Genomic DNA, 16,197 nt, shown 5'->3' with positions numbered 1-16,197 from the left:
TCATGCGCGTTCTGATTATCGAAGACGAAGAAAAAACCGCGGACTATCTGCATCGCGGGCTGACCGAGCAGGGTTACACCGTGGACCTGGCCCGGGATGGCATCGAGGGGCTGCACCTGGCGCTGGAAAGCGACTACGCCGTGATCGTGCTGGATGTCATGCTCCCCGGCCTCGACGGCTTTGGCGTGCTGCGGGCCCTGCGCGCGCGCAAGCAGACCCCGGTGATCATGCTCACCGCCCGCGAGCGCGTCGAGGACCGGATCCGCGGCCTGCGCGATGGCGCCGACGATTACCTGGGCAAGCCCTTTTCCTTCCTTGAACTGGTGGCCCGCCTGCAGGCCCTGACCCGCCGCAGCGGTGGTCACGAGCCGGTACAGATCAGCATCGCCGACCTGTGGATCGATCTCATCAGCCGCAAGGCCAGCCGCGGCGGCAGCCGTCTGGACCTGACCGCCAAGGAGTTCTCCCTGCTCAGCGTGCTGGCCCGGCGCCAGGGCGAAATCCTGTCCAAGACCTCGATTGCCGAGATGGTCTGGGACATCAATTTCGACAGCGACGCGAATGTCGTCGAAGTGGCGATCAAGCGCCTGCGGGCCAAGCTCGACGGACCTTTCGAGCACAAGCTGCTGCACACCATCCGCGGCATGGGTTATGTGCTGGAGAGCCGCAGTGGCGAGTAACTCCATCGCCCTGCGCCTGAGCGGGCTGTTCACCCTGGTGGCCCTGCTGATCTTCCTGCTGATTGGCGGCGCCCTTTATCAACAGGTGGACAAGGGCCTGGGCCTGCTGCCGGAGGCCGAGCTGGACGCGCGCTACAGCGTGCTGGAGTCGGCCCTGAACCGCTACGGCAATCCGGAACACTGGGCCAAGATCAACGCCAAGCTCAAGCTGCTCAGCGAGGAAGACAGGCGCATCCGCTTCTGGGCGGTGAGCGCCGACCCCGGTTATGAATACGGCAACCCGGACCCGCAGATCCGTGCATTCGCCGAAGGCCCGTTGGGCATGCGCGACCTGAACCTGAGCGACCATCCCTATCCGTTAAAGGTGCTGGTCAGCCAGTTGCCGGCCAAGGAACAACGCCCGCCCCTGCGCTTTCTGATCGCCATCGAGACCGACACCGTTCACCAGACCCAGCACCAGTTGCTGATGGCGCTGATCGGCCTGGCCATCGTCGGCGTCGTGCTGGCCTCGGCCCTGGGTTACTGGGTGGCGCGGATCGGCCTCAAGCCGCTGATCAAGCTGTCCCAGGAGGCCCAGCGGCTGGCACCGCCACGGCTGTCCGGGCGCCTGCAACTCTCGCCCCTGCCACCGGAGCTGAGCCAGTTCGTCAACTCCTTCAACTCCACCCTGGAGCGGGTCGAGCAGGCCTACTCGCGCCTGGAGTCGTTCAACGCCGACGTGGCCCATGAACTGCGCTCGCCACTGACCAACCTGATCGGTCAGACCCAGGTGGCCCTGACCCGTGGCCGCTCGGCGGAGCATTACTTCGAGGTGCTGCAATCCAACCTTGAAGAACTGGAACGGCTGCGCTCCATCGTCAACGACATGCTGTTCCTGGCCAGCGCCGACCAGGGCAGCAAGGCCACCAAGCTCACCAGTACCTCCCTGGCGGCGGAAGTGGCCACCACCCTGGACTACCTGGATTTCATCCTCGAAGACGCCCAGGTCCGGGTCGAGGTCCAGGGCGATGCCCAGGTGCACATCGAAATTGCCCACCTGCGCCGGGCCCTGATCAACCTGCTGAGCAATGCCGTGCAGCACACGGCGGCGGGCGAAGTGATCCGGGTGCGGATCGAGGTGCAGGAACACCAGGTGACGATCGCCGTGAGCAATCCGGGGCAGAGCATTGCCAGTGAACACCTGCCCAGGTTGTTCGAGCGTTTCTACCGGGTCGACGCCTCGCGCAGCAACAGCGGCGCCAATCATGGGCTGGGGCTGGCCATCGTCAAGGCCATCGCCCTGATGCACGGCGGCGACGTGTTCGTGCGCAGCGACCGGGGCATCAATACCTTCGGCCTGTATCTGCCTCTCTGACTCGCGGGTTCTCGGGCTCTCGGGTTCTGTGGGAGCCGCCTTGCCGGCGCAGGCGTCGACGAAGCGCACGCCCATCGCAATGACGCCCTGGCTGGCCAGCCAGGGCCGACAACTTCGCGTCCACTGTTGTTTTTTTGGTAACAGTCCTTATCCTGTTCGGCTCTTTTTCCTGCCGCCCACTGGTTATATTTTTGTCGCACCGAATTGAACTTGCTCTGCAAGAAGGTCTTCAGAAATGTCCAACAGTATGGGTATCGCCAGCGCCTTTGTTTTGTCCTCTCTGTTCGTGGCGCCAATGGCCATGGCCGAGGAATCCCAGGGATTCGTGGCCAGAAATGCCGCACGCGCCGCCGCATTCGAACAAGCCCAGATCGCCCAGGCCGCCCAGCAGCAAAACAGTCAGCAAGCCCAGAAAGTCACAGCTGAGCAAAAACAGAGCGACGCTCGAAAAGACAGCTGAGCCGCGATACCGACTCGTTTCCCTCGACAACTTCTCTGCTTTCAACCCCGGAGCAAGTTGTCTTAAAGCCGCTGACTTCAGCGGCTTTTTTTTGCCACGCAAGAACCCGCGCCCCAGGCGTCGAGCCTGGGGCAAGCAACTCGCGATTTCACAATAAGAAACCCAGTTCATCCACCAAAGGAGCTACACGTTGTTCAGGATCTCACTGAAAGCCAGTCCACTATTCATTGCAATCGCTGCAACGATCCCCGCCTCGGCCCAGGCCGGCGAAGAGAGCAAGAGCGAAGGCTTTGTCGCCGGATCGAGCCTCAAGCTCAATGCGCGCAACTACTACATGAACCGCAACCGGCAGCAGCAGGCGGATGACAACATCGAATGGGGCCAGGGTTTGCTCGGTGTCTTCGAGTCCGGCTATACCCAGGGCACCCTGGGCTTCGGCCTGGATGCCAATGCCATGCTCGGTCTGAAGCTGGACGGCGGTGGCGGCACCAGCAACTCGAGCATCCTGCCCGTCAGCGACGGTGGCCAGCACAAGGCGCCGGGGTCGTTCTCCAGCGCCGGGGCCACCTTGAAGATGCGTGCCTTCGACACCGAGCTCAAGGCCGGCGACCTGTTCCTCAACAACCCGGTGATCGCCGGGGGCATGAGCCGCATGCTGCCGCAGACCTTCCGCGGCATCAGCCTGACCAACCGCAGCTTCGACGGCTGGATGATCGAGGGTGGCCAGGCCAGCTTCACCAAACCCTACAACCAGAGCGGACACAAACGCATCGGCAGCTCCTACGGCAGCCTGCGCGATGGTGACGAGAGCCGGCACCTGAATTGGGCCGGGGTAGCCTGGAGCGGCGTGCCGGGGCTGACCAGCAGCCTCTACGCCTCCGAACTCAAGGACATCTGGAACCAGTACTACTACGACCTGGACTACACCTACGCGGTCAACGACCTGGTCAGCCTCAACCCTGGCCTGCACGTCTATCACACCCAGGACACCGGCCAGGCCCTGCTGGGCCACATCGACAACAACACCTACAGCCTGCACTTCACCGTCGGCGTAGGCAGTCACAGCGTCACGGCCGCCTACCAGCGGGTCAACGGCAACACCCCGTTCGACTACATCGCCCAGGGTGACAGCATCTACCTGGACAACTCCCAGCAGTATTCGGACTTCAACGGTCCCAACGAGCGGTCGTGGAAGCTCAAGTATGCGTACGACTTTGCCGGCCTCGGCCTGCCGGGCCTGACTTCGTCGCTGTCCTACTCCCGCGGTGAACTGGACCTGACCAAGGTCGATCCGGACAGCCGTGGCTATGCCTCCTGGTACAGCGCCGACGGCAAGAACGCCAAGCACTGGGAACGCGATCTGGACCTCAAGTACGTGGTCCAGGGCGGCAGCGCCAAGGACCTCGCCGTACGCCTGCAATGGGCGACCAACCGTGGCGGCAACGGCTATGGCGCGCTGGATAACGACACCGATGAATACCGAGTGATCGTCGACTACCCGATCAACGTCTTCTAAGGCGCTTCAGTCAAAAAGGCCGGCATGTTTTGCTGGCCTTTTTTGTATCCGGGATTTATACAGGCGCGACGGCGTGACCGATTTCTGTAACCCACGTCCACACTAGACTGACACCTGTCGACGTAGCAGAAATCAAAATCATGAGCGTGAGCAGTGCGCCCCCTCGCACAGGGAAAATCGCGTCAAAGACGGAACGCCTGGTGGTCCTGGCCAGTTCGCTGATCGTCGTGGCCATTCTCAGCATCGTCACCTACCTGTTGATCCGCGAACACGCGGCTGCCGAGCAGGCAGCGACCCGTGCCGCGAACAACATCGTGCAACTGATCGATGCCGATGTGTTGCGCAACGTCGAGCTCTACGACCTGTCCCTCAAGGGCCTGATCAACGCCACCCAACGCGACGACCTCAAGGGCATTTCGGCGTCCATCCGTCATCTGGCACTGTTTGACCGGGCCACCGCCGCGCCCTACAAGGGCGACATCCTGCTGCTGGACAGGCACGGCAACGTGCTGGCCGACTCGGCCTCGGTCGTGCCGCGCACAGGTAACTACGCCGATCGCGAGTACTTTCGATCGCACCTCGACAATCCGGACCCGGGCATGATGATCAGTCCGCCGTTCCGCGCGCGCACCGCCGATCACGATTGGCGGATCAGCTTCAGCCGGCGGCTCAGCGATGAGCATGGCCAGTTCATCGGGGTGGCCGAGGCGGCCATGCGCCTGAGCTACTTCAATGAGCTGTTCAAGAATCTGGATATCGGGCGCAACGGCTCGATCAACCTGATCAGCCGCGATGGGGTTCTGCTGGCCCAACAGCCGCCCCTGGCGGATGACCTGATTGGCAAGAACTTCAGCAACCGTCCCAACTTCTTGCGCATCCTGCGCGAAGGCAATGGCAGCTTCAGAAGCGTTTCCAGTGTTGATCAGAGGCAACGGCTGTACACCTTTTCCCAGGTGGGCGATCTGCCGCTGATCGTGATTGTCGCGCTGTCCATCGACGAGGTCTTCGCGGCCTGGCAACGCACCGCGCTGCTGATCAGCGGCGCCACTGGGGGGCTGTGCATCGCTCTGTTCTGGCTGACCTGGCAACTGTGTCGCGAACTGCGGCGCCGACAGAACGCCGAGCAGGAGCTGGCACGCCTGGCAGCCGTCGATGCCCTCACCGGCGTGGCCAATCGCCGGACCCTGGACCAGGTACTGAGCAACGAATGGGCCAGGGCCCGACGCACCCATCTGCCGTTGTCGCTGTTGATGATCGACGTCGATCACTTCAAATCCTTCAACGACCGCTTCGGCCATCCGCTGGGGGACCAGGCCCTGCGTGCGGTGGCGCAGTGCATCGACGCATGCGCCGGGCGGCCGTCGGACCTGGCGGCGCGCTATGGCGGCGAGGAATTTGCGGTTGTCCTGCCGGGGACCGACAGCGCCGGTGCCGCCGTCCTGGCGGAGAAGATCCGCGCCAGCATCGCCGCCTTGCCGGCCGTCAGCGCGCAGGCCACGCCACTGACCGTGAGCATTGGCATCAATACCTGGTCAGGCCATGCCGAGATCGCTCTGGAACAATGGGTAAGCGACGCCGACAAGGCGCTGTATCAGGCCAAGTCCAGCGGTCGCAATCGGGTGGTTTCCAACATGTCCTACAGCGGCTACCCGCGCAGCGCCTGAAACCTTGGGCATAAAAAAAGGCCATCCGGGGGGATGGCCTTCAAAAACAAAAGGAAAGAGAGAGTACTTACACGGCCGCGACCGGACGCATGTAAGAGATCGGTGCAGTACTGGCGTCTTCGAAGGTCACGACTTCCCAGGCATCTTTCTGCTCAATCAACTTGCGCAGTAGCTGGTTGTTCAGTGCGTGGCCCGACTTGAAGCCTTTGAACTCGCCTATCAGGCTATTGCCCAGCAGGTAGAGGTCACCAATTGCATCCAGGATCTTGTGCTTGACGAATTCGTCTTCGTAACGAAGGCCGTCTTCATTTAGTACGCCATCCGAATCGACCACAATGGCGTTTTCCACGCTGCCGCCGAGTGCGAGGTTGTGCTTGCGCAGGTACTCGATATCACTCATGAAACCAAAGGTACGGGCGCGGCTGACTTCTTTTACAAACGAAGTGCTGGAGAAGTCCACGCTTGCACTCTGGGTGCGGTCACGGAAAACCGGGTGATCGAAATCGATCTCGAAGCTCACTTTAAAACCATCGAAAGGCACGAAAGTGGCGCGCTTGTCGCCGTCTTCCACGGTCACTTCACGAAGGATGCGGATGAACTTTTTAGCTGCGTCCTGTTCTTCGAGGCCAGCAGATTGAATCAGGAATACGAAGGGTCCGGCACTGCCATCCATGATCGGGACTTCGGACGCGGAGAGCTCGACGTAGGCGTTATCGATGCCCAGGCCAGCCATGGCCGAGAGCAAGTGCTCCACCGTGTCCACTTTGACGTCACCGTTGACCAGAGTGGTCGACATCGTGGTTTCGCCAACATTTTCCGCGCGAGCAGGAATCTGCACCACAGGGTCCAGGTCGGCACGACAAAACACAATGCCGGTGTCGACAGGCGCAGGCTTGAGGGTCAGGTAAACCTTCTCCCCGGAATGCAGGCCTACACCTGTGGCACGGATAATATTCTTCAGGGTGCGTTGTTTAATCATGGCTTGGGCCGCTTCAGCGCAAATTGCGAACTGGTATCAACAAAGGCTGGCGATAATAGCAGACCATGCCTTTGCTGAACACCAATCACCCTAATACCCCTGATACATTCCATCAATCGGCCTGACGACGCAGGAATGCCGGGATGTCCAGGTAATCCAGATCATCTTGCGGATTCAGCTTCGCCGCGGTCGCCGCGTTCGACTGCGCCTGATTGCGCATGACGGTCGGACGATCCAGGTCACGGTAGTTCACCGACGGCAGTTCCTGACGAGCAGGAGCCGGTTGCGACTGCGCGGACATGGAAGTCTGAACGGTGTTGTCGATGACCTTCACAGGCTTCTCGATTTTCGCGCCCAGGCCGGTGGCCACTACGGTTACATGCAGCTCGTCACGCATGTCCGGATCGATAACGGTACCGACCTTGACCATGGCGTGTTCGGAAGCGAAGGCTTCGATGATGCTACCCACGTCGGAGTACTCACCCAGGGACAGGTCAGGACCTGCGGTGATGTTCACCAGGATGCCGCGTGCACCTTCCAGGTTCACGTCTTCCAGCAGCGGGTTGCGGATCGCCGCTTCAGTGGCTTCACGTGCACGGTTTGGACCGCTGGCGCAGCCAGTGCCCATCATCGCCATGCCCATTTCGCTCATCACGGTGCGTACGTCGGCGAAGTCGACGTTGATCATGCCCGGACGCTTGATGATGTCGGAGATACCGCGAACGGCACCGGCCAACACGTCGTCAGCCTTGGCGAAAGCCGACAGCAGGCTGGCGTCCTTGCCGAGGATGGTCAGCAACTTCTCGTTGGGAATGGTGATCAACGAGTCGACGCTTTCGCTCAGCGCGCGGATGCCCTCATCGGCGATCTGCATGCGCTTGCGGCCTTCGAACGGGAACGGACGGGTCACCACCGCGACGGTGAGGATGCCCATTTCCTTGGCCACTTCAGCAATGATTGGCGCTGCACCGGTACCGGTACCGCCGCCCATGCCGGTGGTGATGAACACCATGTTGGTGCCCGCCAGTACTTCGGCGATACGCTCGCGGTCTTCCAGAGCGGCTTGACGGCCGACTTCCGGATTGGCGCCAGCACCCAGGCCCTTGGTCACGCCGGTACCCAGTTGCAGGATGGTCCGCGCGCCGATGTTTTTCAGCGCTTGAGCATCAGTGTTGGCGCAGATGAACTCGACGCCTTCGATGTTGCTCTTGACCATGTGATTGACCGCGTTGCCGCCGCCACCGCCAACACCGATAACCTTGATTACCGGACTCTGCGGGATGTTGTCTACGAGTTCGAACATTTTCCCTCTCCTTTCATTTCTCTAGTTTTTCGCCTACTGCCTACTGCTTTGAAACGGTGTTGCGGTAAATCTTTAGAAGTTGCCCTGGACCCAGCTCTTGATGCGGTCCAGCAACGCGGCCTTGGGCTCGTCGCTGCTGTAGCTGTCGCGGCTGCCGATGCCGGAGAACGAGATGCCGTCGGACTGTTTCTGCAGTCCGTACAGCAGCAAGCCGACACCGGTGGAATAGATCGGGTTGCGCACCACGTCGGACAGGCCCTTGACACTGTGGGGCACGCCCAGGCGAACCGGCATGTGGAAAATTTCCTCGGCCAGTTCCACCGCACCTTCCATCTTCGAAGTGCCGCCGGTGAGCACGATGCCCGCCGGGATCAGGTCTTCGTAGCCGCTGCGACGCAGCTCGGCCTGGATCAGGGTGAACAATTCGTCGTAACGCGGCTCGACCACTTCGGCCAGGGCCTGGCGCGACAGCTCGCGCGGCGGACGATCGCCGACGCTCGGCACCTTGATGGTCTCGCCGGCGCCGGCCAGCTTGGCCAGGGCGCAGGCGTAACGGATCTTGATCTCTTCGGCGTACTGGGTCGGCGTGCGCAGGGCCATGGCGATGTCGTTGGTCACCTGATCGCCGGCAATCGGGATCACCGCGGTGTGACGGATCGCGCCTTCGGTGAAGATCGCCATGTCGGTGGTGCCGCCGCCGATGTCCACCAGGCATACACCCAGCTCTTTCTCGTCGTCGGTGAGTACCGAATAGGCCGAAGCCAGTTGTTCGAGGATGATGTCGTCGATTTCCAGGCCGCAGCGACGCACGCACTTCTCGATGTTCTGCGCGGCATTCACCGCGCAGGTCACCACGTGCACCTTGGCTTCCAGGCGCACGCCGGACATGCCCAAGGGCTCACGCACGCCTTCCTGGTTATCGATCACGTAATCCTGCGGCAGGGTGTGCAGGACCCGCTGGTCAGCCGGGATAGCCACGGCCTGTGCCGCATCCAGTACCCGCTCCAGGTCCGCCGCGCTGACCTCACGGTCGCGGATCGCCACGATGCCATGGGAGTTCAGGCTGCGGATGTGATTGCCCGCCACGCCGACGAACGCCGAGTGGATGCGGCAGCCCGCCATCAGTTGCGCCTCTTCCACCGCGCGCTGGATCGACTGCACGGTGGACTCGATATTCACCACCACGCCCTTCTTCAGGCCGCGGGAAGGATGGGTGCCGATGCCGACGATTTCCAGCGAGCCATCGGCCGCGACTTCGCCCACCAGCGCCACCACCTTGGAGGTGCCGATATCCAGGCCGACGATCATTTTGCCGCTTTGCACATTTGCCATGGTCCTGCCTCTTCTTAATTCTTCGCGACGGCAGGTTGCGCCGTCGTGGGTGCCGCCGGATCGCGCCAGCCCACGGCCAGGCCGTTGGCATAGCGCAGATCGATGCGCGCGATGTTCGTGATCTGTTCTTTCAGCGTTTTTTCATAAATGGCAATGAAGCGGCGCATCTTCTCCACCAGATGATCGCGGCCCAGGAGCAACTCGATACCGGGACCGGCACTGCCGGCACCGGTGGTCAGGAACCAACTGCCGCGCTCGCGCAGCTCCAGACGGGCGATCGAAAAGCCCAGCGGCCGCAGCATCTGGCTCAACACCTGATACTGCTGCATCACTTGCTGCTGGGCCCGCTGCGGCCCAAACAACTGCGGCAAGTGTTCGTAGTTCGCCAGTTCACGCGGGGTGAAGGCCTGGCCCTGGTTGTTCAACAGCGCCTCGTCGCCCCAACGGGCCACCGGCAATTGTTCTTCCAGGCGAATCACAACCTGGTCCGGCCACACCCGACGAACTTCGGCGTGGGCGATCCAGGGCATCTGTTCCAGCTCGGTGCGCATGCTCGCCAGGTCGATGGTGAAGAAGCTCGCCGCGACATAGGGCGCGATCCGCTGCTGCACCGCCTGCTGGCTGATGTAGCTCAAGTCCCCCTGCACCGCGATCTTGGTGATCGGCCGGTCGGCGTATGGCAGCAAGCGCTGGGCACCTTCATAGGTGCCAAACCCCAGCGCCACCAGCAGTACCGGCCAGAACAGGCTTTTCAGAAAGCCGAAGTTGGCTTTCGGCAGGCGCACCGACATCGGCTCTTTGGCCACCATGCGGCTGGCACCCCGCGGCACCGGTTTGCGGCCGGGTGCGGGTTGCTGATGACGAAGCGACGCGCCTTGCATGGACTTAACCTCTCGCCTCAAGACTGGCTGCCAGGATGGCCAGGACCAACTGCTGGAAATCCAGACCGGCCGCACGGGCGGCCATCGGCACCAGACTGTGATCGGTCATCCCGGGAGCGGTGTTCACTTCCAGGAACCAGAACTGCCCCTGGGCGTCCTGCATCACATCGGCACGTGCCCAACCGGCAATACCGAGCGCCTCACAGGCTTTCGCCGTGAGGTCCATCAGTTCCTGTTCCTTGGTGCTATCGAGGCCGCATGGAATCCGGTACTGGGTATCGGAAGCCAGGTACTTGGCGTCGTAGTCGTAAAACGTGTGAGGAGTGCCCAGGGCGATCGGTGGCAGCACCTGACCACGCAGGGTCGCGATGGTGAACTCGGGACCCTGGATCCATTGCTCGACCAACACTTGCGAATCGTAGGTACTGGCCGCCTTCCATGCGTCGATCAACTCGGGCGCGGAAGTCACCTTGGCCATACCGATACTGGAGCCTTCATGAGCCGGTTTGACGATCAAAGGCAGGCCCAGTTCCGCCACCGCGGAAATACAGTCGGCTTCCGAGCTCAGGACCGCGTGACGCGGCGTCGGAATGCCCAGGCTGTGCCACACCTGCTTGGTGCGCAGCTTGTCCATGGCCAGGGCCGACGCCAGGATGCCACTGCCGGTATAAGGAATGCCCAGGCACTCCAGCAGACCTTGCATGCTGCCGTCTTCACCGCCACGGCCGTGAAGAATGATGAAGGCGCGATCGATCTTCTCGCTCAAGAGACGCTGCAGCAGATCGTCGCCGACGTCGATGCCGAAAGCGTTCACGCCGCCGCTCTGCAGGGCTTCAAGCACGGCCTTGCCGGACTTCAGCGAAACTTCGCGCTCGGCGCTCTTGCCGCCATAGAGCACGGCAACCCGGCCGAAATCGCCCGGGGCCACGGTGGAGAACAGCTTGGCGTAGGCAGCCGTCATTTCGACACTCCCTTGCCCGCGGCCACAGCGCCGTCGAACAACGGGCTGTTGAGCAGTTTGGGCGCCAGACCGCCGATATCACCGGCGCCCTGACACAGCAGAATGTCGCCGGCACGCAGCAGCGGCTTGACCAACGGCGCCAGATCGACGCCACGCTCGATGTAGATCGGATCCAACTGGCCACGCTGACGGATGCTATGGCACAGCTGGCGACTGTCCGCCCCCGGAATCGGCTCTTCACCGGCCGGGTAGACCTCCATCAACAGCAAGACGTTGGCATCGGCCAGCACCTGCACGAAATCGTCATACAGATCGCGGGTACGGCTGAAGCGGTGCGGCTGGTAGACCATCACCAGGCGGCGCTCCGGCCAACCGCCACGCACGGCCTTGATCACCGCGGCGACCTCGGTCGGGTGGTGACCGTAGTCGTCCACCAACATGACGTTGCCGCCGTCCACCGGCAGCTCGCCGTAGACCTGGAAGCGCCGGCCCACGCCCTGGAAGCCCGACAGGCCCTGGACAATGGCTTCGTCGCTGATGCCCTCATCGGTGGCGATGCAGATGGTCGCCAGGGAATTGAGCACGTTGTGGTTGCCCGGCATGTTCACCGAGACATCCAGCGGCTCGCGATCGCGGCGCAGCACGGTGAAAAAGGTCTGCATGCCTTGCTGGCGAACATTGATCGCGCGCACGTCAGCTTCTTCGCTGAAGCCGTAGGTCACGGTCGGACGCTTGACCTGCGGCAGGATATCGCGCACCACCGGATCGTCCAGGCACATCACCGCCAGGCCGTAGAACGGCAGGTTGTGCAGGAAGTCGACGAAGGTTTTCTTCAGTTTGTTGAAGTCACCGTCGTAGGTCGCCATATGGTCGGCGTCGATATTGGTGACCACCGCCACCAGCGGCTGCAGATGCAGGAAGCTGGCATCGCTTTCGTCGGCTTCGGCAATCAGGTAACGGCTGGTGCCCAGCTGTGCATTGGTGCCCGCGGCGTTGAGCCGGCCACCGATGACGAACGTCGGGTCCAGGCCGCCGGCGGCGAACACCGAAGCCAGCAGGCTGGTGGTGGTGGTCTTGCCGTGCGTACCAGCCACGGCAACGCCGTGACGGTAGCGCATCAGCTCGGCGAGCATCTCCGCCCGCGGCACCACCGGAATACGTCGTTCCAGTGCAGTGGCGACTTCCGGGTTGGAGGTGTTCACAGCGCTGGAAACCACCAGTACATCGGCGTTCGCGGCGTTCTCGGCACGGTGTCCGATGAAAATCTGCGCGCCAAAGGATTCCAGGCGCTCGGTGACCGGCGACGCCTTGAGATCGGAACCCGAGACCTGGTAACCCAGGTTGAGCAGCACTTCGGCGATCCCGCACATGCCCACGCCACCGATACCGACGAAGTGGATACGGCGGATGCGGCGCATTTCCGGCTGCGGCATGGCTTTCTGGTTCTCAACCATGAGCCACCTCCAGGCAGATATTCACCACATCCAGGGTGGCATCGGGTTTGGCCAGGCGGCGTGCGGCCTGGGCCATCTTGTCGAGTCGTTCTGGTTGCATCAAAACCTCTGTCAGGCGAGCGGCAAGGTCCGCTGCACCAGTCGTTCTTTGCGGCATCAGGAAAGCGGCGCCTTCACGAGCCAAATATTCGGCGTTGCGGGTCTGGTGATCGTCGATCGCATGGGGCAGCGGCACCAGCATCGAGGGCAGACCGGCGGCGGCCAGTTCGCTGACGGTCAGCGCGCCTGCGCGACAGACCACCAGGTCGGCCCAGCCATAGGCTTGGGCCATGTCTTTGATAAAGGGCTGCACCTGCGCTTCGACGCCGGCGGCGCGATAGCGCTCTGCAGTGACTTCATCGTGGTTTTTTCCGGCCTGATGGAAGACCTCCGGACGCAGCTCGGGGGCGAGCTGTGCCAGGGCTTCCGGCAGTAACTTGTTCAACGGCTCTGCCCCCAGGCTTCCGCCCAGAATCAGCAAACGCGCCTTGCGTCCGGCCAGCGCCTCGCGCGGTGTTTCGAGGAACAGTTCGGTGCGAACCGGATTGCCCGTGGTGCGGCGGCTGCCGGACGCCCCGAAGGTGTCCGGGAAAGCTTCGCAGACTCGCGCAGCCAAAGGCACCAGCAGCCGATTGGCGGTACCGGCAACCGCGTTCTGTTCGTGAACGATGACCGGCACTCCGGACAACTTGGCGGCAACACCGCCAGGACCGGTCACATAACCACCAAAACCCAGCACACAGACCGGATTGAGCTGACGAACAATCCTTCGGGCCTGAAGCACCGCCTTGATCAGGACGAACGGCGCCTTGAGCAGGGACAGCTTGCCCTTGCCACGCAAACCGGTGACGTTGATCAGGTGCAACGGCAGGCCCGCAGCCGGAACCAGCTCGTTCTCGATCCCCCGGGGGGTACCCAGCCAGTGCACGCTGTAGCCTCGGGCCTGGAACTCGCGGGCACAGGCCAGCGCCGGGAACACGTGGCCACCGGTGCCGCCAGCCATGATCAGCACGTTAGCGCCCATGGAGCGGCTCCTCGGCAAAGTCACTTTCACTGAACTCCATCTCTTCGCTGCCCAGGTGAGTCCTGCTCTCCCACTCGATGCGCAGCAGCAGGCCAAGACAGGCGCAGCAGATCACCAACGAACTGCCGCCATAGCTGAGGAACGGCAGGGTCAGGCCCTTGGTCGGCAACAGGCCGACGTTCACGCCGATATTGATCAGGAACTGGCCAATCCACAGGAACGACAGGCCATAAGCCACATAAGCGGCAAAAAACTGCTTGGCTTTCTCGGCCCACAGACCGATGTACATGCCGCGGATACAGACGAACACGAACAACGCCACCGTGCACAGGGAACCCACGGCACCCAGCTCTTCGGCCAGGACCGAGAACACGAAGTCGGTGTGGGCTTCCGGCAGGTAGAACTGTTTCTGCACGCTGTTGCCCAGGCCGACGCCCAGCCACTCACCGCGACCAAAGGCGATCAGCGCCTGGGACAACTGATAACCGGCACCGAACTGGTCGGCCCAGGGGTCGGCAAAGTTGGTCAGACGCGCCATCCGATAGGGCTGCATCTGAATCAGCAGGACCACCGCCGCCACCGCCAGGACCACCATCAGGGAAAAGCGGAACAGCCCGACACCGCCGAGGAACAGCATGGCCGCAGCGGCGCCCATCATGACCACAGTGGCGCCGAAGTCCGGCTCCATCAGCAACAGCCCGGCCATCGGCAGCAGTACGATGAACGGCTTGAAGAAACCCATCCAGCTTTCCCGTACTTCCTTCTGCCGTCGCACCAGGTAGCCGGCGAGGTAGATCACCACAAATACCTTGGCAATCTCCGAAGGCTGGACGTTGAAGAAGCTGAAGCCGATCCAGCGCATCGAACCGTTCACTTCGCGGCCGATCCCCGGGATGATCACCATCACCAGCAGACCGAAGGCCCCGATCAGCATCATCCAGCCCAGGCGCTGCCAGGTGGCGATCGGAATCATCATGGTGACGATGCAGGCACCCAGCCCCAGCACGATGTAGATCAGGTGGCGAATCATGTAGTACAGGGCACTGCCCGACTGCGCCGCCGCCACTTCGGTGGAGGCCGAGGCAATCATCACCAGCCCCAGGCCCAGCAGGGTCAGACAGCCGGCGAGCATCGGGAAATCAAGGTCGATGCCGCGCCCGGTGATCAGCGGGGACGGATAAGGCTTGATGATGTTTCTCAGGTTCATGCCAGCTCCTCCACGACACGGACGAACTGGTGACCACGGTCTTCGTAATTCTTGAACATGTCGAAACTGGCGCAGGCGGGCGACAACAGCACCACGTCGCCAGGCTGTGCGACAGCGCGGCATTGCGCGACCGCCTCGACTAGCGAGCCGGTACGAATCAGCGGCACGGCATCCCCGATCGCGGCACCGATCTTGTCGGAGTCGCGGCCCATCAGGATCACCGCGCGGCAGTTGGCCGCCACCGGATCACGCAGGTCCTTGAACTCGGCGCCCTTGCCGTCGCCGCCGGCGATCAGCACGATCTTGCCGTCGATGTCGGCACCCAGGCCTTCGATGGCGGCCAATGCCGCGCCGACATTGGTGGCCTTGGAGTCGTTGTAATAACCCACGCCATCCACATCCCGCACCCATTGGCAACGGTGTTCAAGGCCGGCGAAAGTGCGCAGGGCCGAAAGCATGGCGTCGAACGGTAAGCCCACGGCATGCCCCAGGGCCAGGGCCGCGAGAGCGTTGGACTGGTTGTGGGCGCCGCGGATCTTCAGTTCGCGCACTGGCAGCAGATTCTGGAATTCGAAGGCCAGGTACTTCTCGCCATTCTCTTCCCGCAGGCCGAAGCCCTTGAAGTCCGGCTTGCCCAGGCCGAAGCTCCAGCACGGCAGATTCTCGCTCAGCAGCGGCCGGGTCAGGGCGTCCTGACGATTGACCACCACTTGCCGCGCACCACGGAAGATCCGGTGCTTGGCCAGGTGATAGGCCGGCAGGCCGCTGTAGCGGTCCATATGGTCTTCGCTGATGTTCAGCACAGTGGCCACTTCGGCGCCCAGCTGATCGGTGGTTTCCAGCTGGAAGCTGGAGAGCTCCATCACGTACAGCTCGACGTCGTCGCTCAGCAGGTCCAGGGCCGGGGTGCCCAGGTTGCCGCCCACAGCGACACGTTTGCCCGCGGCGGCGGCCATCTCGCCCACCAGAGTGGTCACGGTGCTTTTCGCGTTGGAACCGCTGATGGCAACGATCGGCGCCTTCGCGTTACGCGCGAACAGCTCGATGTCGCCGGACAATTTCACGCCACGGGCAGCAGCGGCCTGCAGGGCCGGAGTCGCCAGGGCCAGACCGGGGCTCACGTAGAGCTCGTCGGCGCGGCACAGGAAATCGACATCCAGCTCGCCACAACGCACTTCCACCTGGGGATAGTCACGACGCAACGTGGCCAGCTCCGGTGGATTTTCCCGCGTATCGGCCACCGCAAAAGCAACGCCCCGGTGCGCCAGGAAGCGAACCAGGGACATGCCGCTCTTGCCGAGGCCGACAACGATGCGGAAGTGGTCAGAAGCGATCAGAGACAC

At 62.5% G+C, this 16,197-nt stretch carries 14 protein-coding genes; 5 read left to right on the top strand and 9 right to left on the bottom strand.

Annotated features, from left to right (window positions below):
• The first annotated feature begins 2 nt into the window (after window positions 1-2).
• The 5 genes from L1O02_RS05830 (at window position 3) to L1O02_RS05810 (ending at window position 5,674) form a co-directional block, all read left to right on the top strand.
• Window positions 3-680 carry a heavy metal response regulator transcription factor gene (locus L1O02_RS05830; RefSeq protein WP_235759678.1) on the top strand — a complete coding sequence of 226 codons (678 nt, stop codon included), beginning with the start codon at window positions 3-5 and terminating at the stop codon, window positions 678-680.
• Complete coding sequence (locus L1O02_RS05825) at window positions 670-2,034, top strand: heavy metal sensor histidine kinase (RefSeq protein WP_060840956.1); 1,365 nt, start codon at window positions 670-672, stop codon at window positions 2,032-2,034. Before L1O02_RS05830 ends, L1O02_RS05825 begins: the two co-directional genes overlap by 11 nt.
• 235 nt (window positions 2,035-2,269) lie before the next feature.
• The gene (locus L1O02_RS05820) at window positions 2,270-2,494 is read left to right on the top strand and encodes a hypothetical protein (RefSeq protein WP_060840957.1); all 225 of its coding nucleotides are present in this window, start codon (window positions 2,270-2,272) and stop codon (window positions 2,492-2,494) included.
• Window positions 2,495-2,684: 190 nt separating this feature from the next.
• Window positions 2,685-4,010 carry an OprD family porin gene (locus L1O02_RS05815; RefSeq protein ID WP_060840958.1) on the top strand — a complete coding sequence of 442 codons (1,326 nt, stop codon included), beginning with the start codon at window positions 2,685-2,687 and terminating at the stop codon, window positions 4,008-4,010.
• A 140-nt stretch (window positions 4,011-4,150) separates the two neighbouring features.
• Entirely contained in the window at window positions 4,151-5,674 is a 1,524-nt protein-coding gene (locus L1O02_RS05810) for a diguanylate cyclase (RefSeq protein WP_060844569.1), read from the top strand.
• 67 nt (window positions 5,675-5,741) lie between these two features.
• On the opposite strand, the gene lpxC is transcribed toward L1O02_RS05810, so the two are convergent.
• The 9 genes from lpxC to murD all read right to left on the bottom strand — a co-directional run bounded on the left by lpxC (window position 5,742) and on the right by murD (window position 16,197).
• Window positions 5,742-6,653 carry a UDP-3-O-acyl-N-acetylglucosamine deacetylase gene (lpxC, locus tag L1O02_RS05805; protein ID WP_011063304.1) on the bottom strand — a complete coding sequence of 304 codons (912 nt, stop codon included), beginning with the start codon at window positions 6,651-6,653 and terminating at the stop codon, window positions 5,742-5,744.
• A gap of 112 nt (window positions 6,654-6,765) precedes the next feature.
• Window positions 6,766-7,956, bottom strand: a complete 1,191-nt coding sequence (gene ftsZ / locus L1O02_RS05800; RefSeq protein WP_060840960.1) for a cell division protein FtsZ — start codon at window positions 7,954-7,956, stop codon at window positions 6,766-6,768.
• Between the two features lie 72 nt (window positions 7,957-8,028).
• Window positions 8,029-9,288, bottom strand: a complete 1,260-nt coding sequence (ftsA, locus tag L1O02_RS05795; RefSeq protein WP_060840961.1) for a cell division protein FtsA — start codon at window positions 9,286-9,288, stop codon at window positions 8,029-8,031.
• A gap of 14 nt (window positions 9,289-9,302) precedes the next feature.
• Window positions 9,303-10,169, bottom strand: a complete 867-nt coding sequence (locus L1O02_RS05790) for a cell division protein FtsQ/DivIB (RefSeq protein ID WP_016966667.1) — start codon at window positions 10,167-10,169, stop codon at window positions 9,303-9,305.
• 4 nt (window positions 10,170-10,173) lie between these two features.
• Window positions 10,174-11,130: a D-alanine--D-alanine ligase gene (locus tag L1O02_RS05785; RefSeq protein ID WP_060840962.1), complete on the bottom strand. Its 957-nt coding sequence runs from the start codon at window positions 11,128-11,130 to the stop codon at window positions 10,174-10,176.
• A complete protein-coding gene (murC, locus tag L1O02_RS05780) occupies window positions 11,127-12,584 on the bottom strand; it encodes a UDP-N-acetylmuramate--L-alanine ligase (RefSeq protein ID WP_060840963.1) in 1,458 nt (485 codons plus the stop codon). Before murC ends, L1O02_RS05785 begins: the two co-directional genes overlap by 4 nt.
• The gene (gene murG / locus L1O02_RS05775; protein ID WP_108545234.1) at window positions 12,577-13,647 is read right to left on the bottom strand and encodes an undecaprenyldiphospho-muramoylpentapeptide beta-N-acetylglucosaminyltransferase; all 1,071 of its coding nucleotides are present in this window, start codon (window positions 13,645-13,647) and stop codon (window positions 12,577-12,579) included. The genes murC and murG overlap by 8 nt, the downstream gene beginning before the upstream one ends.
• Window positions 13,637-14,848 (bottom strand): putative lipid II flippase FtsW, encoded by a 1,212-nt coding sequence (gene ftsW / locus L1O02_RS05770; RefSeq protein ID WP_173655959.1) that lies wholly within the window; start codon window positions 14,846-14,848, stop codon window positions 13,637-13,639. The genes murG and ftsW overlap by 11 nt, the downstream gene beginning before the upstream one ends.
• A gap of 2 nt (window positions 14,849-14,850) precedes the next feature.
• Window positions 14,851-16,197: a UDP-N-acetylmuramoyl-L-alanine--D-glutamate ligase gene (gene murD, locus L1O02_RS05765; RefSeq protein ID WP_108545233.1), complete on the bottom strand. Its 1,347-nt coding sequence runs from the start codon at window positions 16,195-16,197 to the stop codon at window positions 14,851-14,853.

This window comes from Pseudomonas sp. BC42 (assembly GCF_021560055.1).
Taxonomy (GTDB): domain Bacteria; phylum Pseudomonadota; class Gammaproteobacteria; order Pseudomonadales; family Pseudomonadaceae; genus Aquipseudomonas.
The sequence above is the reverse complement of the archived record's forward strand: the minus strand, read 5'-3'. Positions and strand labels throughout refer to the sequence as shown.

Excerpts from the sequence above, each read along its gene's own strand:
- L1O02_RS05830 (WP_235759678.1), top strand. The coding sequence starts at position 3 with ATGCGCGTTCTGATTATCGAAGACGAAGAAAAAACCGCGGACTATCTG.
- L1O02_RS05820 (WP_060840957.1), top strand. The coding sequence starts at position 2,270 with ATGTCCAACAGTATGGGTATCGCCAGCGCCTTTGTTTTGTCCTCTCTG.
- L1O02_RS05810 (WP_060844569.1), top strand. The coding sequence starts at position 4,151 with ATGAGCGTGAGCAGTGCGCCCCCTCGCACAGGGAAAATCGCGTCAAAG.
- lpxC (WP_011063304.1), bottom strand. The coding sequence starts at position 6,653 with ATGATTAAACAACGCACCCTGAAGAATATTATCCGTGCCACAGGTGTA.
- ftsZ (WP_060840960.1), bottom strand. The coding sequence starts at position 7,956 with ATGTTCGAACTCGTAGACAACATCCCGCAGAGTCCGGTAATCAAGGTT.
- ftsA (WP_060840961.1), bottom strand. The coding sequence starts at position 9,288 with ATGGCAAATGTGCAAAGCGGCAAAATGATCGTCGGCCTGGATATCGGC.
- L1O02_RS05790 (WP_016966667.1), bottom strand. The coding sequence starts at position 10,169 with ATGCAAGGCGCGTCGCTTCGTCATCAGCAACCCGCACCCGGCCGCAAA.
- L1O02_RS05785 (WP_060840962.1), bottom strand. The coding sequence starts at position 11,130 with ATGACGGCTGCCTACGCCAAGCTGTTCTCCACCGTGGCCCCGGGCGAT.
- murC (WP_060840963.1), bottom strand. The coding sequence starts at position 12,584 with ATGGTTGAGAACCAGAAAGCCATGCCGCAGCCGGAAATGCGCCGCATC.
- murG (WP_108545234.1), bottom strand. The coding sequence starts at position 13,647 with ATGGGCGCTAACGTGCTGATCATGGCTGGCGGCACCGGTGGCCACGTG.